Source organism: Psychrobacter sp. BF1, assembly GCF_019279065.1.
Taxonomy (GTDB): domain Bacteria; phylum Pseudomonadota; class Gammaproteobacteria; order Pseudomonadales; family Moraxellaceae; genus Psychrobacter; species Psychrobacter urativorans.
In genome coordinates, this window is sequence record NZ_JAGYWV010000003.1 from 151,165 (window position 1) to 173,238 (window position 22,074).

Annotated in this window: 19 protein-coding genes and 1 other RNA gene; 8 read left to right on the forward strand and 12 right to left on the reverse strand. The window is 42.2% G+C overall.

The features are described from left to right. Positions 1–64 precede the first annotated feature (64 nt). Complete coding sequence (locus KZA12_RS05460; RefSeq protein WP_218689503.1) at positions 65–1,711, forward strand: sigma-54 dependent transcriptional regulator; 1,647 nt, start codon at positions 65–67, stop codon at positions 1,709–1,711. A 57-nt stretch (positions 1,712–1,768) separates the two neighbouring features. On the opposite strand, the gene KZA12_RS05465 is transcribed toward KZA12_RS05460, so the two are convergent. Both KZA12_RS05465 and gpmI read right to left on the reverse strand, forming a co-directional pair. Continuing rightward, positions 1,769–3,253, reverse strand: a complete 1,485-nt coding sequence (locus KZA12_RS05465) for a S41 family peptidase (RefSeq protein ID WP_256932836.1) — start codon at positions 3,251–3,253, stop codon at positions 1,769–1,771. 378 nt (positions 3,254–3,631) lie between these two features. Beyond that, on the reverse strand, positions 3,632–5,260 hold the full coding sequence (gene gpmI / locus KZA12_RS05470) for a 2,3-bisphosphoglycerate-independent phosphoglycerate mutase (protein ID WP_218689505.1): 1,629 nt from the start codon (positions 5,258–5,260) through the stop codon (positions 3,632–3,634). A 388-nt stretch (positions 5,261–5,648) separates the two neighbouring features. Here gpmI and ssrS point away from each other — a divergent pair. After that, positions 5,649–5,844, forward strand: a non-coding RNA gene (gene ssrS, locus KZA12_RS05475) — 6S RNA. A 204-nt stretch (positions 5,845–6,048) separates the two neighbouring features. Here the strand turns inward: ssrS and KZA12_RS05480 are convergent. Further along, complete coding sequence (locus tag KZA12_RS05480) at positions 6,049–6,696, reverse strand: FxsA family protein (protein WP_218689506.1); 648 nt, start codon at positions 6,694–6,696, stop codon at positions 6,049–6,051. 219 nt (positions 6,697–6,915) lie between these two features. Here KZA12_RS05480 and ruvC point away from each other — a divergent pair, with 219 nt between their 5' ends. Continuing rightward, the gene (gene ruvC, locus KZA12_RS05485) at positions 6,916–7,500 is read left to right on the forward strand and encodes a crossover junction endodeoxyribonuclease RuvC (protein WP_201623644.1); all 585 of its coding nucleotides are present in this window, start codon (positions 6,916–6,918) and stop codon (positions 7,498–7,500) included. Positions 7,501–7,743: 243 nt separating this feature from the next. Here the strand turns inward: ruvC and KZA12_RS05490 are convergent, their stop codons facing one another. From KZA12_RS05490 to KZA12_RS05510, 5 genes are all read right to left on the reverse strand, one after another. Then, a complete protein-coding gene (locus KZA12_RS05490; RefSeq protein ID WP_218689507.1) occupies positions 7,744–8,640 on the reverse strand; it encodes an META domain-containing protein in 897 nt (298 codons plus the stop codon). Between the two features lie 41 nt (positions 8,641–8,681). Further along, entirely contained in the window at positions 8,682–9,341 is a 660-nt protein-coding gene (locus tag KZA12_RS05495; protein WP_218689508.1) for a glutathione S-transferase family protein, read from the reverse strand. Between the two features lie 273 nt (positions 9,342–9,614). Continuing rightward, positions 9,615–10,253 carry a peroxiredoxin gene (locus KZA12_RS05500; RefSeq protein ID WP_201623641.1) on the reverse strand — a complete coding sequence of 213 codons (639 nt, stop codon included), beginning with the start codon at positions 10,251–10,253 and terminating at the stop codon, positions 9,615–9,617. 377 nt (positions 10,254–10,630) lie between these two features. After that, the gene (locus tag KZA12_RS05505; RefSeq protein ID WP_218689509.1) at positions 10,631–11,929 is read right to left on the reverse strand and encodes a TerD family protein; all 1,299 of its coding nucleotides are present in this window, start codon (positions 11,927–11,929) and stop codon (positions 10,631–10,633) included. A 175-nt stretch (positions 11,930–12,104) separates the two neighbouring features. Then, positions 12,105–13,847 (reverse strand): glutamine--tRNA ligase/YqeY domain fusion protein, encoded by a 1,743-nt coding sequence (locus tag KZA12_RS05510; protein ID WP_218689510.1) that lies wholly within the window; start codon positions 13,845–13,847, stop codon positions 12,105–12,107. A 249-nt stretch (positions 13,848–14,096) separates the two neighbouring features. Between KZA12_RS05510 and KZA12_RS05515 the strand changes: the two genes are divergently transcribed. After that, a complete protein-coding gene (locus tag KZA12_RS05515; protein WP_201623675.1) occupies positions 14,097–14,612 on the forward strand; it encodes a peptidylprolyl isomerase in 516 nt (171 codons plus the stop codon). Between the two features lie 73 nt (positions 14,613–14,685). Further along, the gene (locus KZA12_RS05520; protein ID WP_218689511.1) at positions 14,686–15,597 is read left to right on the forward strand and encodes a UDP-2,3-diacylglucosamine diphosphatase; all 912 of its coding nucleotides are present in this window, start codon (positions 14,686–14,688) and stop codon (positions 15,595–15,597) included. A gap of 6 nt (positions 15,598–15,603) precedes the next feature. Here the strand turns inward: KZA12_RS05520 and KZA12_RS05525 are convergent, their stop codons facing one another. The 3 genes from KZA12_RS05525 to KZA12_RS05535 form a co-directional block, all read right to left on the reverse strand. Further along, positions 15,604–16,854 (reverse strand): CynX/NimT family MFS transporter, encoded by a 1,251-nt coding sequence (locus KZA12_RS05525; RefSeq protein ID WP_256932837.1) that lies wholly within the window; start codon positions 16,852–16,854, stop codon positions 15,604–15,606. Between the two features lie 163 nt (positions 16,855–17,017). Further along, the gene (gene cynS / locus KZA12_RS05530) at positions 17,018–17,488 is read right to left on the reverse strand and encodes a cyanase (RefSeq protein WP_201623636.1); all 471 of its coding nucleotides are present in this window, start codon (positions 17,486–17,488) and stop codon (positions 17,018–17,020) included. A gap of 183 nt (positions 17,489–17,671) precedes the next feature. Further along, positions 17,672–18,334, reverse strand: a complete 663-nt coding sequence (locus KZA12_RS05535; protein WP_218689512.1) for a carbonic anhydrase — start codon at positions 18,332–18,334, stop codon at positions 17,672–17,674. A gap of 118 nt (positions 18,335–18,452) precedes the next feature. Between KZA12_RS05535 and cynR the strand changes: the two genes are divergently transcribed. Beyond that, positions 18,453–19,343, forward strand: a complete 891-nt coding sequence (cynR, locus tag KZA12_RS05540) for a transcriptional regulator CynR (RefSeq protein ID WP_218689513.1) — start codon at positions 18,453–18,455, stop codon at positions 19,341–19,343. Positions 19,344–19,487: 144 nt separating this feature from the next. Here the strand turns inward: cynR and orn are convergent, their stop codons facing one another. Then, on the reverse strand, positions 19,488–20,081 hold the full coding sequence (orn, locus tag KZA12_RS05545) for an oligoribonuclease (protein ID WP_201623633.1): 594 nt from the start codon (positions 20,079–20,081) through the stop codon (positions 19,488–19,490). Positions 20,082–20,333: 252 nt separating this feature from the next. Here orn and rsgA point away from each other — a divergent pair, with 252 nt between their 5' ends. Both rsgA and KZA12_RS05555 read left to right on the forward strand, forming a co-directional pair. Further along, entirely contained in the window at positions 20,334–21,437 is a 1,104-nt protein-coding gene (gene rsgA / locus KZA12_RS05550; RefSeq protein ID WP_218689514.1) for a ribosome small subunit-dependent GTPase A, read from the forward strand. Between the two features lie 170 nt (positions 21,438–21,607). Next, positions 21,608–22,063 (forward strand): rhodanese-like domain-containing protein, encoded by a 456-nt coding sequence (locus KZA12_RS05555; RefSeq protein WP_201623631.1) that lies wholly within the window; start codon positions 21,608–21,610, stop codon positions 22,061–22,063. Positions 22,064–22,074: the final 11 nt, after the last annotated feature.

Here is a 22,074-nt window from a genome sequence, read left to right on the forward strand (position 1 = left end):
ACTGGCGAGCATAACTATTAAAAAACTGACAATCTTTAGTACTTTTGAATAAACGAGGTTATATATGACAGCAACTGCGTTAGTCGTTGATGATGAAATGGACCTATGCCGATTGATGCAGATCACTTTGACTAAAATGGGTATCAAGTGCGATGTTGCTTATACTTTAGCGCAGGCTCAGCTCTTTTGGGAAAAAAACCAATACGACTTTTGCTTGACCGATCTTAAACTTCCCGATGGCTCAGGACTAGAGTTAGTCAGACAAATCAGTAATAGCTCCCCTACACCAGTAGCGGTGATCACTGCCTTTGGTAGTATGGATTTAGCCATCGAAGCACTCAAGCTCGGCGCTTTTGATTTCGTTAATAAGCCGCTTGAGCTGCCTCGTCTGCGTCAATTAATCGAAAATGCTCTAAAAGTAGTACGTCAAGACACTGATGATCAAACATCCAGCACTCAAAGTCCTGAACAGCAGCTATTAGATAGCCGATTGATTGGTAATGCAGCCGTGATGCAAAGCCTCAAAAAAACTATCCTAAAGCTAGCGCGTTCACAAGCTCCAGTGTTTTTATCAGGTGCCTCAGGCACAGGGAAAGAAGTAGTAGCTAGGCTAATCCATGACTTGAGTCCACGCCGTGATGGCAGTTTTGTGCCAGTGAATTGTGGCGCAATACCCTCAGAGCTAATGGAATCAGAGTTTTTTGGTCACAAAAAAGGCAGCTTTACTGGGGCGGTAGCCGATAAGTTAGGTCTGTTTCAACAAGCCAATGGTGGGACTTTATTTTTAGATGAAGTCGCAGACTTACCCTTACCTATGCAAGTTAAGCTATTACGGGCTATTCAAGAAAAGACTGTACGAGCTATTGGTGATACTAAGGAGGTGCCAGTAGATATCCGCATTCTCTCAGCCACTCATAAAGATTTGAGCCAATTAGTACAGGACAGCGATTTTCGTCAAGATTTATACTATCGTATTAATGTGATTGAATTAACGCTACCAGCACTCAATGAGCGTCGTGATGACATTCCAGCTTTAGCTCAGTATTTTTTGGCTTTGATTGCTAAAGAATGGCAACTGTCGACTGCACCACAATTGAGCGCTAGTGCTTATCAACGTCTACAACAGCATGCGTTTGCTGGTAACGTACGTGAGCTGCGCAATGTCCTCGAAAGAGCGATTACTTTATCAGAGACTGATGTTATCGATGTTACCCACTTAGGACTAGTAGACGCTACTGAACCAATGCCAGTTGCTCAAGTTGCTGACGACAGCTACGGTTCAGAAAATAATGCAAATACAGTAAAAAATAACAGTGCTCAGTCTACTACTACCAATCTACATCCTTATCGGGTTAGTAGCCAAACTTACCCTACTGCTATTAGCTCGTCAAATAACACTACCCTTGTCAGCAACGCCGCCCCTATGCAACATGATAAGGCTATTAATAATGCTCAAACGCTTGCCAGCTCTGGAGAGTCGGCCAGTGCAGCAACTAGCCCGCAATCAACGCCTTCCACCCACAGTGCTGGTGATACTGTACAGTTGCCTGCAAGCGGCTTAGAAACCTATCTGCAGGAGCAGGAAAAGCGTCTAATCATCGCCGCCCTCAAACAAACCGAGGGTAATAAAACCCAAGCTGCTGAATTATTAGGTACTAGCTTTCGCTCCTTGCGTTACCGGATGAAAAAACTAGAGATTGATGATGAATAGTAGAGCGTTGTTCATTATTAACCTTAGGGGATATTAAACCGTTACTGTTAGAATAATTTACTCTGCAACCTTTGGCTTAAGCTCACTATCAACGACTGGGCTTTGCTGCACAAAGCGAATACCTGATGTCTTCACTTGTTGACGTAATAAATCCAGCGCTTGTTGCTCCCAGCTGCTCTCACTACCCGATAAAGTAACGTCAGGCTGTACACCGATACCATCTATTTTTTCACCAGTTGCAGTCAGATAATGAGCAACGGTTAATTTTACTGCTTGTTCATTGTTAAGCGGTATAACGGACTGTACTGAACCCTTACCGTAGCTGACTTCGCCGACAATCATAGCGCGCCTTTGGCTTTGCAGACTACTGGCCAATACTTCAGCTGCTGAAGCTGAATAACGATTCTGTAGCACTACGACCGGTAAAGGCTTAAATAAAGCACTACCGCGAGTAGATAAAGTACGTAATGCGCTTTCACGGCTTTTTATTTGCACGATATCGCTGTTATCCATAAACAGGCTGGCAATCTGCACCGCTGAAGTCAGAACCCCACCCGGATTGTCGCGTAGATCTAATAGAATACCTGATACGGGTGCGTCCAAACTGGTCAAGCTTTGTAAGACTTTTTCACGACTGTTATTTTGGAAAGTAGGTAGCTTTATAATAGCTATGCCATCGACTAAGCGCGTCTCTATAGCTTGTGGATGATTGTTATTACGCTGTAGGGTGATAGTGCGTTTGCGACGACCTGCTTTCGATATTACTATGTCAACTTGAGTCCCAGCAACACCTGATAGTAGCTGCACGATATCGTTAGTTTGCTTGTCTTCATCCAACTTAAATTCATCGATCTGATGAATGTAATCACCTACTGTAATACCTTTTTTATCCGCTGGTGAATCATCCGCTACTTCAACGACTACCCAATATCCTTCTTCCGCTTTATAACTGACCTTTACTCCAATATCACCGACATCACCTTCGGTAAAAGCCCGCAGATTCTCATAAGCTTCAGCATCCAAAAACTCAGCATGACTATCAAGTTTAGTCAACATACCGCTCATTGCGTTCTCAAATAGCTCTTCATCGTTCACCGGATCCACATAGTCACGGCGTACTAAATCTACTAAAGCTACAAAAGTCTTCAGCGTTTGAGGGGAGATTGCATTCAAAGAGACCTGATCGACTTCAACTGGGATATCCGTATTTATCGATTCATTGTAGTCAGTACTGTCCACTAGAGGGTTACTGTCTGCGCGTTCGCCTTCTAGCCAACCCCCAGTTTTATCGCTAGTATTTATGCCACTGTCATCATCTTCTAGAGTATCCATTCCATTATCTGCTGACACCTCGTTTTCATCCCCTTGCAAGTCTATAAGCTGCAAGCTGGCAGTAGGATTAGTAGTCTTAACAGTAGTTACTGGTGCTGCTGTTGCAGTTTGTACTACACTGAAGGCGCAACAGGCACTAAATAAGTAGCTTAGTAGTACCGTCCTAGAGCCAGTACCTGTTTTTGACTGTTCACAAGCATATAAACCCATAAATTGACTCATCTAAAATAATAAAAACCCATAAAATAATTACTAGCGCAATAATCGATCACTACTGAATACTGCAGAACAAATACTAGCCAAACAAAGATAAGATAGCATTAACCTTAACCCTTACTCTATATCATTATTGCAAGCACAATGAGTATCATTAGCAAAGATAGAAAAGCGCAAAGCAAAAAGCGAAGATAATGCTTATCCTCGCTTTTTTTCTATACATGACGCACTGCTACACCCTAATGGCTATTGTCTATTAGCACTAGATAAAATCTAGTAGCTGTTACAGCAATTAAAGAGGTTATAGCAATCAAAGTTAAAAGGACTAGCAGAGTTCACAAAGCCCGAAAATATAGTAACCGTTAATCAATATTAAACTGCTGGAATTAATAGGTTCTCACCAGTCATCTCAGCAGGTTGGGCTAAATCCATTAGGCCTAGGATAGTAGGAGCTACATCACTTAATCTACCACCGTTACGCACCTGCAATTTTTGTGCACCAATATAGATAAGCGGCACATGTTCAGTAGTGTGCTGAGTATGCACTTGACCACTATCGTAGTCCTGCATCTGCTCACAATTGCCATGGTCGGCTGTGATCAGCATCTCCCCATTGGCAGCACGAATGGCTTTTTCAACTCGTCCTACGCAGACATCTAGGGCTTCTACTGCTTGTACTGTCGCAGCAAAGTTACCAGTATGCCCGACCATATCACCATTAGCATAATTCACAATCAACACATCATACTTACCAGAGTCGATGGCCGCTATCAGCTTATCGGTGACTTCTGGGGCATTCATCTGCGGTTGTAAGTCATAAGTGGCCACATCAGGGGATGGTATCAATATGCGATCTTCACCGATAAACTCCGCCTCTTGACCACCACTGAAGAAGAAAGTCACATGCGCATACTTTTCGGTCTCAGCGATACGCAACTGCGTCTTGCCTTGATCTTGTAAGTATTCACCTAACGTATTACTTAATGAAGTCGGATAATAAGCGATACTAGTCTTACTGTTATCCGCTAGAATATCTGAGTACTTAGTCAGCATTACAAAAGCGGCAAGTTTAGGACGCTTATGACGCGCAAACCCCGAGAACTCATGATCCGGCAATACAAAAGCTTGAGCCAATTCACGCGCTCGGTCTGCACGGAAATTCATAAATATCAGCGCATCGTTATCTTCAACAGTGAAAGGAGTCTCGCCATGTTCAATAACCGTAGTCGGACTAACAAACTCATCAGTTTCACGAGCTTTATAAGCAGCTTGTACAGCACCATCAGCACGAGTTGACAGGCGATCTGCCTTGCCTTCTGTCAACAGCTCATAGGCTTTTTGGACTCGATCCCAGCGATTGTCTCGATCCATCGCATAGTAGCGACCGATAATACTGGCAATCTGTACTCGGCCTTCATAATGCGCATTGAGCTTATTAATATATTCACGTAGGCGATTAATATACTTATCAGCTGATTTAGGCGGCGTATCTCGACCATCTAAAAAACAATGTATAAAGACGTTTTTGGCACCATGAACTAAAGCTGAATGGCACATGCCTTCAATATGGTCTTGATGAGCATGCACGCCCCCATCAGAGAGTAAGCCCATAATATGGACATTACCCCCTAATTCATTGGCAGCATTTACCGCGCCAACTAGCGCTTCATTTTTATAGAATTCGCGGTTAGCAAGCTCGCTTGAAATACGGGTTGAATCCTGATAAAGAACTCGGCCCGCACCCAGATTCATATGACCAACTTCTGAATTACCAAACTGTCCATCTGGTAATCCTACATCCTCACCTGAGCCTGATATGAGGCCATGGGGATACTGCTGATAGATTCTATCAAGATTAGGAGTATGAGCAGCAGCAATAGCGTTGTCATTCTCGTCCTCACGATGGCCAAAACCATCTAATATCATTAATACACGAGGTACTTTTTTATGTTGTTGGTCGCTACTCTGGTCATTAGACTCTGATTGTTGCTTATTAGTCATAGATTACCGCTCCTCAAGTGGATGAACGTCGGTCATAAATTAATAGGATCAAGATATAAAGCTGTCTATCTTAACACAAATCTTAAAATAGCCGAAAATTCAACCTTTTTTAACTCAAAATTGAAAAAATATATTATAACTTAGCATATGAGAGATACTGTTAAACGGTATAAATAAAAATAGGCATAGTCCTAAAAGCCATGACTTATGGTTATGAGTGCTAATGATAACTTAATAACAGCTACTCAACTGTAGGCCTTAGCTAATAAGGGCTATCACGGCTATTGTTGCCATTATATTATTAAATAAGCGCCTATATATCTGCTAATGGTTGTACCGATAACTATAAAACAAACTTGCAATTGCTTATCTCATTGGGTAGTATTAGGTTATTCTGAAGTGTTGGCGAGTGGATGCTATTTCCCTGAGCCGATAATGCTTTACCTGGATGCGCTACCTATTGCTTCATTGTGTATGCCTGCACTGCTTGCAGTGTATCAGGAAACCTGCCGAGGCAATGACGCATCCGCCCTGAACTTCACGGTTCATGGGTCACCATCCCACAGCGGCATTTCGGTTGTTTAATTCGAGGATTATTATTGCTTAAATAGCTAATATTGAGACTCACTAAAAAGCCCCTAACGTTATTAGCGTCAGGGGCTTTTTCTTGCGTAATCTACCAGCGACTGCTGTTTTAGACTAGCATCCCTATCATACAGTGTGCTTATAAAAAGCGCTCTCACTCATCATAAGCATCACTGTTAGCTGCATATTTATCAAAGATACTTCTACTCGTCATTAGCAGACTGAGTGATCTTTTTGACATCTTTAGGGATATTTTTGGCAGTACCATCAATAGTAGTATGCTGCTTAAACACATTACCAAATGGATTTTGCTGTTGCTTATCAAACGGATTTTGGCCACCAGCATCACCAAATGGGTTTTGACCACCCATGCCACCGAAAGGATTTTGGCCACCGCCCATACCACCAAACGGATTTTGACCACCCATACCACCAGCGCCGCCCATTTGCTTAGCCATCATGGCCATCATTTTTTGCTGATTATTCATTACGTACTTATTAGCCATATCTTTAAGGCGCTTTTGTACGGGTGGTAGGACTACCAACAGAGCCAACAGATCACTAATGACACCCGGTATCAATAACAAAATACCAGCAACCGCCATTGCTACACTCTTAAGCATAGTCGACTCTTCAGGGCGCATTGAAGCATTCATCATACCACCAGCTTTCATTTGCTGCGCCATAGGATTGAGGGAAGCCATACCTTTACGAATAAAAGAGATACCAATAACAGCGGCAATAATAAACCAACCAAATACTAGCCAGCCACTAATGAATTGAGCCAGTAAATACCAGATCAACATCTCAATAATAAACCAAACGATGGCAATACCCACTATCTGACCCATAAACTACCGTCCTATAAAATTAAAAATACATAAATAACTATATTAACCATCACATACATCAACTACTAAGCAAATTAAATGGCCTAACTTATGATGTATATGGGGATGGCTTGTTATACTATCAAACTTATGGCCTATTTTTAAGTGAATAAATAATAAGCCATACAATAAAAGCTAAGCAGTATAGACTACTTAATTACAATCCTGAATTGGAAAACTATGGCAATTATAATTGGGATTGATCCCGGCTCACGTATGACCGGTTACGGTATCATCCAACAAACGGGCGACAAACTAACTTATATCGATGCAGGGACTATACGCACTGACACTAAAGAGATGCCCGAACGTCTTAAACGTATTTTTAACGGTCTAACACGCATCACACAACATCATATCAAGTATGCCAACGAGCCTATTCATACTGCTATTGAACAAGTGTTTATGGCAGAGAATCCAGACTCAGCCCTTAAGCTGGGACAAGCACGTGGCGCGGCTATTGCGGCTATGGTGGCTTTGGACTTAGAAGTATCAGAATATACTGCTCGTCAAATAAAACAAGCCGTCTGTGGCTATGGTGCTGCCGCTAAAGAGCAAGTTCAAGAGATGGTTTGTCGTATCTTATTGTTAGATGTGGTGCCACAACAGGATGCAGCAGACGGTTTAGCTTGTGCTATCTGCCATGCTCATTCAAGTCACTCTATGAATAAGCTATTACTAAATAGCGGCCTAAGCGGACGTGGTGCTTCTAAAAAGAAGGGTCGTTGGCGCCTTACCGAAGAGGATTTAAACAATCTTAGATAACCCTCAATAGCCTTAGATAACTACTATCCTATGACAGCAAGTTCTATCACTTAAATACTCATAGAAGATCAGGAATAAGTAGAAGTTCAGTAATAAGGCTGTTAACGGAAAAAAAACGCGTTACTGTTGATCATAACGCGTTTTTTAGCTCAAGCTTTTAGCGTAAAGCTTGTAACTTAAATAGCTACTTAACTATTAGCTATTAGCTATTAGCTATTAGCTATTCTAATAAATAATAAAAAGCTATCTGATAGCGCTTGTTTCTATGACGGTATCTAGAACATACGCATATTCTGAATCTATATTGTCTACCAGCACTGTATCAGCTTCAGTTTTGAAACGCTGTAAACGTAATACTTGATCCTGAGTATTATCGTGCTCATAACCATCGATAGTGCCCGCAAACTCTACTACTGCTCCCTCGTTGATTTTCCTTCCTTGTTCATCATAAGTAACCGGTTTTACTTGCAAACACATCTGCCCGTTATTATTTACACAAGGCTTAGTATTGGCACTTACTGCCCAAAACACAGTCTCCGCTTTACCTTTATATTTAGCTTGTGGGGTCATTTTCCCAGTCCATACTAAAGTAACGCCATCGCTAGTCACTTGAGTTAATTCAGTAACCTCTCCTACCACTAAGCTTAGTTCACTGTCGCCTTGCATCAACTCATTTAAACGGTTTTCAACTATATCTAAGTCGCCACAGGACATTTTGGTGCTCATGCTATCCTCGATGCTAAGCTTCTGATCTTCTAGCTGATAAGCGGCGCCCATAGTATTACAGCCAACGCTATAGCTAACACTGTTCTGGCCTTGATACTGATTAAAATTTAAAGTTACTTGATCTTTGATCGCCATAAGGGCGCTCAAAGGCTGGTTATTATTATCCATAGCCGTAGCTAAAATCCAACGGTAGCGAGGAAGATTATCAATCATGGTTTGCTCAGCAGTTGCAGGAACAGCGTTGGTAGTATCAGTGGCAGTCACAGTAGGATCAGCCACAACATCACTAGTAGTATTAGCTGTAACCTTAGGATCATTGTTTTGAGAGGTATTGTTACAGGCGCTTAATACTAAGCTTGCGGCTAGTAAACTTGGCAACCAGACTAGTTTGGCTGATTTGGTTATTGGCTTCATAATGGTACCTATTGTATTGCTTATTTTGTATTGCTTATTTATTAGTCGTCAGCGCTATCTTTGGCTTTTGCCATGTTTTGAATACTAAAACGCTCATGCATCATCTGATAAAAACGCGCCAAGTTATCGCCTTGTTTGGTTGGGTTTACTTTGAGCGCTTTACCAAAATCAAGACCTATATATAAGACAATATCAGCAAAAGTTAGGTGATCAGTAACAAGGTAATCACGCCCTTCGAGCACATTGTCAAAGTAAGGTAGGGCAGCAACTGCTCGAGCAGTAGACTTCTGCGCAAACTCAGGCACTTGATCAACACGTGCTGCTTTGGATGGATGACTATGCTGAAAAGCTAGCATAAAATTATATAACACTTCAAATTCGGCAATACGGCGCATAGCACAGACTTGGGCACGCTGTACTACATCATTACCCATCACTGAACGTTCACCATAGACCCGATCTAAATACTCACAAATAGCCTGTGAATCATTAAGCACTGTACCATCATCCAAAGTCATCACTGGTACAGTCTGCATAGGATTCATTGCCGTAAAAGCTTCAGTCATATGCTCATTAGCAGTAATATCAATATCTACCACATCTAAGTCGTCCATGTCATCGACATCGATACCTTTGGAAGCTAATAAAATTAGCGCTTTACGTGGATTAGGTGCGGTGCGAGAAACGTATAATTTTTTCATGATATATTCCTAGTAAGTAATGTCAGAGAGCGACAGCCTGTGCTTATAGTTTTTGCTGATAAACATTAAGTAGTAGTCTTTAAAATTAAATTAAATTAATAGTAACCCTACTGCTCTTATCATAGCAAAACCCTACTGACACTTGTGGAAAAATCACAAAAGCCCCACAACCTGAGGCTATGGGGCTTTTGTATAGTATTTATCATATTGATTAATATAGATAAAATGCGATTAATTGTACTTTGCATTTAACTATTAAGACTAATGAATAGCTTATTTGTTAGGCGCAGGGGTAGTACGTAAATACGGTTTGATTTCAGTATGACCTTTTGGATAGTTAGCAGCGATATCTTCGTTTTTAACGCTTGGCGGAATAATAACGTCATCGCCATCTTTCCAGTCTACTGGGGTAGCGATATTATATTTATCAGATAATTGCAGGGCATCAATAACTCGGATAATCTCATCAAAGTTACGGCCACAGCTAGCAGGGTAAGTCAAAATTAGGCGAATCTTTTTATTTGGATCGATAATAAACACACTCCTGACAGTAGCAGTAGTACTAGCGTTAGGGTGCAACATGTCATATAGATTCGCCACATCCTTATTAGGATCAGCGATAATTGGGAAGTTCAATGCTGTACCTTGAGTCTCACCGATGTCTTTTGCCCACTCATGATGATCGTCTAAGCCATCCACTGAGATACAAATTGGCTTAACGTTACGCTTTTGAAACTCGCCATTCAAGGCAGCAGCTCGGCCAAGCTCAGTAGTACATACTGGGGTAAAATCGGCTGGATGTGAGAAAAACACCACCCATTTATCACCGGCCCAATCATAAAAGTTGATATCGCCATCAGTAGTGCTTGCATCAAAATTTGGAGCGCTATCGCCCAATCGTAAATGTGCCATTGCTAATTCCTTATTTATTGAGATTCATTTATTAAAATTGATTTATTAAATTTGGTTTATTAAAGGATGAGCGTTAATATTCAAACTTATAGGGATACTGTATTAGGAAGAATGACATGCAGCTGGCTAATCATTATTAGCAACGCCTCAGTCAAAAACCTCCTCTAGCTTAACAAATTGGTTATGAATGTCTTGTGACCGATTGTAATGCGCTTATTCCAGTTATGGATAAGCAACTCATCTACCCGCTTTTGCCGCTTAGCGATGACTAATGCATTCACTAGTCAGCTATCATAAGGCAGGCTGTGTTAAAAAAGCATCATAAAACCAGCGATTGCAAAATAATTGTTGATTAACTATTGATTAACCATTGAATACTAGTTGGCCTTAAACATCGGTGCACCGTCAATTTTTAACTCAACTTTATCTTTTTTCCACATCAATCTTGGCGTCGCCTCACTCATACGCTTACTAACCTCACCTGAGTGCTGCAAAGTAATGCCTTGCTCATCAATGATCGCTATACCAATGACATAAGTATAAACCAAATTACTTTTGGCTTTAGCGGAAGCTTTTATATTAAATACACATTCGACGACTTGATCTTTATATTGCATGCGCATTTTTGGCTGTAATGAGGCGATAGAGACCATGCCGTTTGACACTGCTGAGTAGACTGAGAATACTAAGGCTACTTTGCCGCCATAATATTTAGCGATAGCTGGATTGACTAACACTATCTCCTTGCCAGGCTCATTAATGCTAGCAACTTTTATATCGCCTTGATGCTGGATAAAAGGCATAGTCGTTAAGCTACCAATTTGCGCAGGAGCATGGATATAACTCATGTCTTTGCTGTGGTGAGCCAATATCCCAACGCGTAAATCTAAGTCATCATTATCTGCACTAGCATCACCATTATCCATCCAGATCGCTTCTACCACTAAATGCTCATTATCCCCTTTAGTAAGAGTAATTCGGTGCTCGCGACCGGGTTTGTCGAGGGTTACTTTTTTTAGATTAAGCGCTGGCGAGTTACTGATAACGCTGCTCGTTGAACTAGCAGGGTTTGTAGTGCTGGTAGGGCTTGTAGGGCTTAGAGAGTTATTACTGGCATTGATATGGCTGTCAATAACAGTGTTAGCTTGCTCATCATCCTCAGCTACCTCACCACCGAAATGCGTCACTAACGCACTCAAACCACCGTTGAATCCTTGACCAATAGCGTTAATACGCCAAATGCCACTCTTGCGATAAACTTGTAATAGCATAACAGCACGCTGATTATCAAAGCCGCTACCATCGAATGTATAACTGGCTAATACTTGCCCTGCTTGCTCAAGTTTCACTGTGCTTGCCCCAAGTTCACGCATAGTCGCCTGACCGTCAATAGTCGCTGTCAGCACTAAATAATCTATCGAGCTAGGCAGTTTAGTCAGGTCGATATTGAAGCGCTGCTGCTGATTATCTGCTTGCCAGCTCACAGTACCACAAGGGGTTTTGGGCTGGTTATAAAAGGTCATATAATCATCATTCGCTAGCTGCTGCTCAGCATTTAGGCCAAAGCAAGCCACATCAGTAGCCATGCTAGTGGTCAGCTCTACTACTAAGGTGAACTGCTGGGCAATGGCAGCGTCAGTAAATTTCGCTTTTTGACCCGTTATTAAATTGAGCATCAGAGTAATTCCCGTTAAGTGTTAACTATTTATAATCCTAACTAGCGATAAACATCATTATCATTGCCCAAAAAAAAGCCTATCTCTAGCGTACTAGAAATAGGCGATGTTGCAAACTACTATTGTTTAATTTAGCTCACAAAAACCAGCTTAAACTAAACTGCTCGTTAACCGTCTAAGCAGGCTTATAACTGTCACGTAAGCTTACGATTTGGTTAAATACTGGATGCTCATGGCTATGCTCGATAGCATCAGATATAAAGTAACCTTCTCGTTCAAACTGGAAACGTGTGCCAGCGTCAGCACTCACTAATGATGGCTCGACTACCGCATTAAGCTGAGTTAAAGAGTTAGGGTTCAACGCTGCATGCACGTCACTAACACTACTTGGATCTGCAACGCTAAACAACGGCTCGTACAGACGTACCGTGGCTGGAATACCTTGGCTGGCCGATACCCAATGGATAACGCCTTTGACTTTGCGAGCTTCAGGATTTTGGCCTAAAGTTGTCGGATCAATCGTGGCTTTTAGTTCAATAACTTTGCCATTCTCATCGAGCACATGCTCACTCACCGCTAGTACGTACGTATTACGCAGACGAATTTCAGGCTTTTCAGGCGACAGACGCTTATAACCTGCTGGTGGCTCAATCTCATAGTCACCTGCATCTATATATAAATCTTTAGTAAATGGAATCTCACGCTCACCCATATCTTCAACGTTAGGATGCTTAGGCTGAGTTAACCAAAGGGTTTGCGTGTTATCATCAAAGCGCGCAGTAACGCTTTCTGCCTTTAACGATTGCCATTCTTTGAGCGCTTCATCAAAGTTGGTAATAGTCACTTTTAGAGGGTTTAGCACCGCCATACCACGAGCGGTAGTATCGTCTAACGATTGACGAATGCTGAACTCTAGTAGACGCATATCAACTACGCCATCAGCTTTAGCAACCCCAACACGATCACAGAAATCACGTAGGCCTTCAGGAGTGTAACCACGGCGACGCATACCGGCAATCGTTGGCATCCGGGGGTCATCCCATCCATCAACAATACCTTCATCGACCAATTGCTTGAGCTTACGCTTACTAGTCAAAGTATGATCGACATTCAAACGCGAAAACTCATACTGATGCGGCGGTTGCTCAAAGCCTACTTTCTCAACTACCCAATCATAAAACGGACGGTGATCTTCAAACTCTAAAGTACATATAGAATGAGTAATACCTTCATGAGCATCTGATAATGGATGAGCAAAGTCATACATCGGATAGATACACCATTTATCACCAGTCTGATGATGCTGTTGATGCATCACGCGATAGATAATAGGGTCACGCATGTTCATATTGGCATCAGCCATATCAATTTTGGCACGCAATACCGCTTTGCCATCAGCATATTTGCCCTCTTTCATATCTGCAAATAACTGCAAGTTGTCTGCTACGCTAGCATCACGTTGCGGTGAGTCTGTGCCAGCTTCTTTAAACGAGCCGCGATTATCTCTGATTTGCTCGAGTGTCTGTAGATCAACATAAGCATCGCCTTGCTCGATCAGTTTTACCGCCCAACTATAGAGCTGGTCAAAGTAGCTAGAGGCATGTAACGCTTCACCTGCCCACTCAAAACCTAGCCACTGCACATCAGTCTTAATATTATCGATATAATCTTGTTTTTCAGCGGTCGGGTTAGTATCGTCATAACGCAAATGACAGATACCACCGAACTCTTCGGCGATACCGAAGTTTAAGCAAATAGACTTTACATGACCCAGATGTAAGTAACCGTTTGGCTCTGGTGGAAAACGAGTGACAATCTGCGCATACTTTTGCGCTTTAATATCATCACGAATGATATTACGGATAAAATCGTTTTTTGGTTCTTTTTTTAGCTCAGTGTTGTTGGATGGCTTACTCATCAATCATTGCTCCTAGGCAATTTATCAATTTATGCGACGCATCATCACGCCTCATAAAAATTTGCAAATAAAAAAGGTTTTAGAAAAATTATAACAAAGATATAAAGTTGCGTTATTCTATCAGCTTTTACAAACTCATTAACAGCCAGATACATGACAGACGACAAAAAAGCCGTTAGACTAACCATGAATTTATTATCAACTCAACACAGCGCCACTTTAGGTGCTGCTAATAAAAAGGATTATCACATGGTAGATATGCCACCAGTAGTACAACTTGACACTAGTATGGGCGCCATCGTTATCGAACTTAACGAAGAAAAAGCACCAAAAACGGTTGCCAACTTTCTGAACTATGTAAAATCAGGTCAGTATGAAGGTACTATCTTTCATCGCATTATCGATGGTTTTATGATTCAAGGCGGCGGTATGGACGCTGAAATGAATGAAAAGCCAACTAACAAGCCTGTTGAAAATGAAGCCGATAATGGCCTAAAAAACAACGCTGGCACGATTGCTATGGCTCGTACGCAAGATCCACATTCAGCGACTAGCCAATTCTTCATTAACGTAAAAGACAACGATTTTTTGAATCATACTGGCAAGAACGCTCAAGGCTGGGGTTATACCGTCTTTGGTAAAGTCACTAGCGGTATGGACGTTATCGAAAAAATGCGCGGCGTACCTACAGGTCGTTTCGGTATGCATGCTGATGTGCCAAAAACACCAGTTACTATCACCTCTGCAAAAATTATTTCTGAATAATTTGTCAATCAAGGCTTATACATAGGCCTTTGCAGCTGTGCAAAAACTTAATGAGCCATAAAGGTTAAGATAAATGCAGACATTTAATCATCTAATAACGACCCGCCCGCATCAGCTACGGCAAGTATTGATTAGCGATTTGCATTTATCACCTGAAGAGCCTGCCTTAGTGCAGGCTTTTTTGGCTTTGCTTGATGATTGCTTAGTGCTGCCAGAGCTCAAACGTCTGTTTATTTTAGGGGATTGGTTCGAGGTCTGGCTTGGCGATGATGCTTATCTAAGCTTATCGCCATCGCAGCAGCAAACCCACTGGCTAACGCCTATGATCACTAAGCTTAAACAGTTGCGATTAAATGGCTGTGATATTTTGGTGATGCATGGTAATCGCGACTTTTTATTAGCTCAAACATTCTGCGACCTATTCGACGGTCAGCTGATTTATGAGCCTTATGCGATAAAAGTTGGTGAGCAAAAATTTCGCTTAGAGCACGGTGATGCGTTATGTACCGATGATATGAAATATCAGTTGTTTCGTAAAGTGATGCGTCATAGATTTACTAAATGGTATTTACTTAATAAGTCACTAGAAAAAAGACTAGCTATCGCCGCTAATATCCGGCAAAAAAGTAAGCACAATAATACTAAGAAAGCGGCTTATATTATGGATGTTAACCAAGCATCAGTGGACAAAGCGCTCTTTAAATTTGACGCCCTATTACATGGACATACTCATCGTCCAGAGACTTATCATAGTAATGAAGGCCGTAGCCGCTATGTGCTCGGCGATTGGCGACTACTCGATGTGGACACACGCCAGCCTAAAGTTAGTGCGGTGATCGGTGTTATCACTGCTGATGTTGCCGATAGTACTGATATAAATAGTGCTGATGTCGATAGTGCTGATATCAATAATGCTATAGCCTCAAACTTCAATAACGCTAGTGCCGAGTTCGATTTGGTAGAGTTTGAATTTTTGCTTCGGTAATAATTATCAGCTAGTAGCCAGATTTATAGCCTGAGCATACTGTCTAGGAGCAAACCTTATAGTGACTAACAGCATACCCACAAGGGTGAAGATAAGCATCAGCCAAACGATCTGAAAACCACCTGACCACTCGCGTACTACCCCTGCTATATAAGGCATAATTGCCGTAATGACAAAGCCAATGCCTTGTACAAAGGCAGTCAAGGCTCCAGCCATACTATGATTAGATAAATGATCTAGCGCCACGGTTAGCGTCAAAGCAAAGCAAGCACCAAGACCACACCCTATCATCGATACCCAAACGATCAACATCGGAGCTGGCATTAGCATCAATCCGGCAAAGCCAATAATCTGAATGCTGACGGCAAAGAATAACCAAGGGCGGCGATCTAAACGATTAGAAGCTAGTGCAGGAATAGCTATAGCCCCTAGTACCTGAAAAACAGTCATGATGCCGATCAACTCGCCACTACTTTGCGCGCTCCCGCCTAAGCTGCGTGCGTAACTAGGTAGCCACGCAATCATACAAGCGTAACCGGCATTAGCTAAGCCAAAATAGCTGGCCAACAACCAAGCACGGCGATTGCTGAAGAAGTTAATAGGCACACTTTTTGTGATGGTTGCCATGCCTTGCGTAGGCCTTAGCCACCAAAGCAGCAGAGCGATTACTGGCATGACTAGCCAAATCCCAAGCCCCGATTGCCAACGGCCATAATGCTGAGCTACCAGCGGACTTAGCATAGCGGCGATACCACCGCCAGCCATCAATGCGCCGGAATAAAACCCCATCGCTAACGGTACACGTTTGGGATACCAGCGTTTGACCACCCCAGGTGCCATTGCCTGCACAATAGCGATACCCGTACCGCCTATTAAAGCGCTGGCTATTAACGCCCAACCTGATTGCAATGAAAAACGCCATAATCCTGCTAAAGCAATAGCCAATAAGCCGCCAGTTATCCAAGCACTCTCGCTCAGTCGGCGACCGATCCAAGGTAGCAATAAAGGAAAGACACCCATACATAGCATTGGTAATACTACTAGTAATGAAGCCGCTTGCAGGCCCATGCCTGTGCTTAAGCGAATCTCGGCTAACAAGGGTCCCGTAGAGGTTATCGTTGGTCGTAGAGTCAGTGCAAATCCAGCAATGACCACCATAGGCCAAAGTGAGCTGAGTACTGACTGCTTAGTATTGATAGAAATGCGTTTAGTGTTCATCAGCAAACCGATGCCCCTTGTCACCAAAAGCTTAGCCATAAAAAGCCGACGCTGAACGCCGACTTTCAGTAGGTTATATTTTTAGGTAACTATTTTAGTAGTAATTTCAGTAATAACTTTAATAATAATTATGGCGTGATAGCCTTTTTAATAAGCTTATTTAATAAGCTTATTTAATAAGCTTAGAATTTTTTACTAAGGCTTAAAAAGGTTTAAAAGGTAGGAATTTACCATCTAGAGTAATAACAGCGCGATCACCGCCTTCTGGATCTGCAACTTTTTTGATATCCATTTTAAAGTTGATAGCGCTGATGATACCGTCGCCAAACTGCTCATGAACTAGAGCTTTAAGGGTCGTACCATAGACTTGCATCATCTCGTAGAATCTGTAGATAGTTGGATCAGTAGGCATTTCGCTGCCAACACTGCCACGCAGTGGAATAGCTTGCAATAAGGCGATAGCGTCATCATCCAGACCTAAAGTCTCACCAACTTGTTGTGCTACTGCGCTTGGTAATGGATGCTGACCTAGTAGAGCTGCTGTCACATAGACATCGCTTAAACCTGTATTGGCAGCTATTTGCTCGAATGATAAGTTTTTTGCAGCTTTGGCGGCAATAATAGTATCAGTTAAGGCTTGACGAGCGCTGTTGCTAACTTGAGACTGAATCATGGTAATACCTTTTATGGTTAGTAATATTTGGTTAGTAATATTTGGTTAGTAATATTTGGTTAATAATATTTGGGTAGTAATAGTTAACTTGATAATCATCAGCTATAAAACCAGTTATGAAGAACTAGTTATAAAAATGAGTATTGTTGCAAAAAATCAATAGTGTTTTAAAAGACAGTAAGCTTAAACGGCGACAGGGAGCTGCTGTATAGGATAAGCGCGAACCTCGGTATGCTCTGCTAGCGAAACAAAGTCGTTAGTAGCACCATCTAAGGCATCAATGCTGCCGGTTTCGATATCGTACACCCAGCCATGTAATGATAAGCGGCCTTCTCTTATAGCCAGACGTACCGAGGGGTGGGTTTTAATATTTTCAATCTGGGCGATGACGTTTTCTCGCACCATAGATTCGATACGGTCACCATCGGTTAAATGCTCGATAGATTCGTTGACTACTCGTGCAGAATCAGCATATTTTAGCCAGCTACCAACCGCTGGCATGTGATCCATGCAAGTACAATTGGCGATAGCCGTCATAGCGCCGCAGTCTGAGTGACCACAAATCACTACATCGGTTACTTGTAGGGCGGTTACCGCATACTCTACTGAGGCTGATACTCCGCCTGGCTCAGGACCATAAGAAGGTACAATATTGCCCGCATTACGAATGACAAACAGGCCACCGGGCTCATGTTGAGTGACTAATTCAGGAACTAAACGGCTATCTGAGCAAGAGATAAATAAGGTGCGTGGGTTCTGCTGAGTGGCCAAGCCTTTAAATAAATCAGCACGTTCAGGATAAGCCTCGCTATGGAATTTTAAAAATCCTTCAATAATATCTTTCATCTCAGTGCTCGGGGTTGTTTCGATAAAATGAATTCTACGCTGTTGCGATAATAAGGTAAAAGACTAGTATGTTATGATGTTGATAACCAATACTTATAGATAGATTAAAAAAAACACTATGATACTTAGACATATTAATTATTTTTTGGCAGTGGCCAAACATCAAAGTTTTACACGGGCAGCAGAGTCTCTATATGTCTCGCAGCCTGCTTTGTCGCAGCAGATAAAGCAATTAGAGCAAACCTTAGGCGCTTGTTTATTCGATCGTTCAGGTCGCAGTGTCAAGCTAACAGATGCCGGTGAAGTCTATGCTCGCTATGCGCGTAAAGCGTTGCAGGATTTGGAGGAAGGACGCCGAGCGCTGCACGATGTACAGACTTTAAGTCGTGGTGCTTTGCGAATTGCTATTACCCCAACCTTTACTACTTATTTGATAGGGCCATTGATCAAGGCCTTTCACACTAGCTATCCTAATATCACCTTAAGTGTGCAAGAGATGTCACAAGAGCAGATGGAGAAGCAGTTACTCGATGATGAATTCGATGTCGGTATTGCTTTTGCAGAGGTGCACTCCGCTGACATAGAAGTACAGACCTTGCTTGTTGAGACCTTGGCATTAGTAGTCAATAACAACCACCCCCTCTCCCAGTATCTGACTATTGATTTGCAAACCTTGAACGAACAGTCGATGGTGCTTTTGAGTAGTAGCTTTGTCACCCGTGAACAGATTGAGCGCTACTGTCGGCAGCATGACATTCAACCCAAAGTGATGATGGAAGCTAACTCTTTAAGTGCGGTTATCGAAATAGTCCGTCATACTCAATTGAGTACTTTACTACCCTGCAATATTGCCCATGTTCGTGACGAGCTGATCGCTATTGAACTGGCGCCGACTTTACTAAAGCGTACTGCCGTATTGCTACAACGCAAAGGCGCTTATCGCAGTGCCGCTACTGAGGCATTTATTGCTTTAGCGCATAAGGTTTGTGAGGAAGAGGAATCAGGATAATCAATAAGCTAATAGCCTAGCTATTTATAAAAATTGGCCAATAAAAAAGGGTCCATGGCATAAGCGATAGACCCTTTTTATGAGATTTTTTCTTACAATTCTAGTCAAAGCTCTGTTTCAGCCTTAAGTTAAAGCGGCAATGCTTCAATCTTCAGCAATTAAGTTAAAGAAATGCTGACGGTAATGCTTTAGTTCACGAATAGAGTCACGAATATCGTCCAAGGCTAAATGACTACCGCCTTTTTCAAAGTTTCTGAGAATATCAGGACGCCAGCGGAAGCACAGCTCCTTGATTGACGATACATCCAAGTTACGATAGTGGAAAAACCGCTCAAGCTCTGGCATTTGGCGCGCCATAAAGCGACGATCTTGACAAATAGAGTTGCCACACATTGGTGACTTGCCACTATCGACCCACTTATTCAAAAACTTAATAGTTTCCGCTTCTGCTTCTGCCAAAGTTACGGTGCTACGACGAATACGATCAACTAGTCCTGACTGACCATGTTGCTTAGTATTCCAGTCATCCATCCGGTTTAGAATTTGATCAGAGACTTTAATGGCAAATACTGGACCTTCAGCTAACACATTTAAATCTTGATCAGTAACTACTGTAGCAATTTCGATAATCTCATCGTTTAAAGTATCAAGTCCGGTCATTTCCAAATCTATCCATACCAGCCCTTTTTTACCTTGGTTTTTAATTTTAATCTTGTTGGGATGGTCTGTGGTGCTCATAAGCTATCCTAGGTTCAATAAATTCTGCAGCAACTTTTAGTAAGTGATGCTTCATTAAAATCAGTCATTTAAGCCATAATCATTCATGAGTTAAATTTGGGTAAATTGGGTTTTAATAAACGAGCCTTCGCTGACTCATCATCAGGTCTGTAAATAACATTACAAAACCTCTGTCTATGACGATTACTTTAGGCTGTATGTTAGCAAATTTTCACGTTACACTTAACAATATTTTTATAATAGGTCTTACTCATGGCATTAATCCGGCAGCGCAAACTAACTAAACAGCAGATTCGTCGTATCGATAAGCAACAGCTGCAGAGTCAAGACAGTATTGATGAGAGCTTGATGGATGGCGTAGTTATGGCGCATTACGGTAAGCAATTAGAAGTGCAAGTGATCAGCCTACCCATCGTTATCCCTGTACAGCCGGAGATAGCTCCTGACGACCCTGAACCTTTTTGGCAAGCATTGGCCTTAGGCGATATTTGGCGCTGTCACGTCCGTACTAACCTGCCTATGTTAGCTGCTGGTGATCAAGTACGTTGGGGAGCAGACTCTAATACTGGCTTTGGCCGTATCGAATCAGTAAAGCCGCGTACTTCTATGGTCTCAAGGCCTGATCGCTACCATAAGCTCAAGCCAGTCGCCGCTAATATCGATATTCTAGCGATCGTGTTTGCACCGCTACCTGCTGCTGCACCGACTTTGATAGATCGTTATCTAGTCGTCTGTCATCATGCCGGTGTTAAGCCTTTATTAGTACTAAACAAAGCCGATTTACTGGCTGACAATGATGATGCCAATACTAATGAGTTACTGATCCAATATGCTGCTTTAGGTTATGAGAGTGTATTAACCTCAGTGGATTGTCCGGAAAATGTCGCCGCTAGCAATGATCAACAAGGACTCAGTGAGTTACAACGTTATATCAATAACAAACTAGTGATTTTTGCTGGTCAATCAGGGGTTGGTAAGAGTAGCTTAATCAATGCGTTGCTGCCTGATTCGGCACAGAGCGTCAATATCATCTCCGATAACTCAAAACTTGGTCAGCACACTACTACTACTAGTCGGCTATTGCCTTTTAATCCTGATGACTTGACGGAAGGCGGCATCGTCGATACTCCAGGTATCCGCGAATATGGTATTTGGCATTTGACTCCTAATGATATTATCTCAGGCTTCGTTGAGCTAGCACCTCTAGCAGGTAACTGTCAGTTCCGCGACTGTCGTCATACTTATAACAGCAAAGGCTGCGCACTATGGCAAGCGGTAGCTGATGGCCAAGTGCTACAACGCCGTGTCGAAAACTTAGTGACCTTGATGGAAGAAGCAGATACTAAGCCTTATTAGCGCTTTGCTTTGTCGATATAAGCTATTTATTAGTTGGCAAACCTTAGATTAGCAAACGCTTTGCTATCCTGCGTTTACTATGATTGACCAAATCGGTATAATAGCGCCTTGTTCACTAGGTTAAGTTGTATCCACAACTTAAAAGAACACTTATTTTTTGGAGGTATGTTTTGGATCGTGCGCTTGAATTTGTGGGTAACCACCCGTTTTTATTTGGTATTTTAGCAGTACTTGCCATATTGTTTTTTGCCATTGAAAGCAAACGCAGCGGTAAAAAAGTGTCGCCCAACACGCTTGGTATGATGGTTAATTCTCAAAACGCGCAATTGATTGATATTCGCGCCAATAAGAAATTCACTACTGGCTACATTCAAGGCAGTCGTAACATTCCCTTCACTGAGCTAAAAGAGCGATTAGCAGAAGTACGTGCTATCGAAGACCCGATAGTTATTATTTGTGATATGGGGGCCACTGCTGGCGCTGCGATACAAATGATCGGTAAAGAAAATGTCTATCGTTTAGATGGCGGTATCGGTGGCTGGCAAGCAGCTGGTATGCCTCTAGTGGGCTTAAAAGACGCTCAGCCAAAGGCTAAAGGCAGAACCAAGCCAAGCTTGCATAAATAACTTGCCTTAAT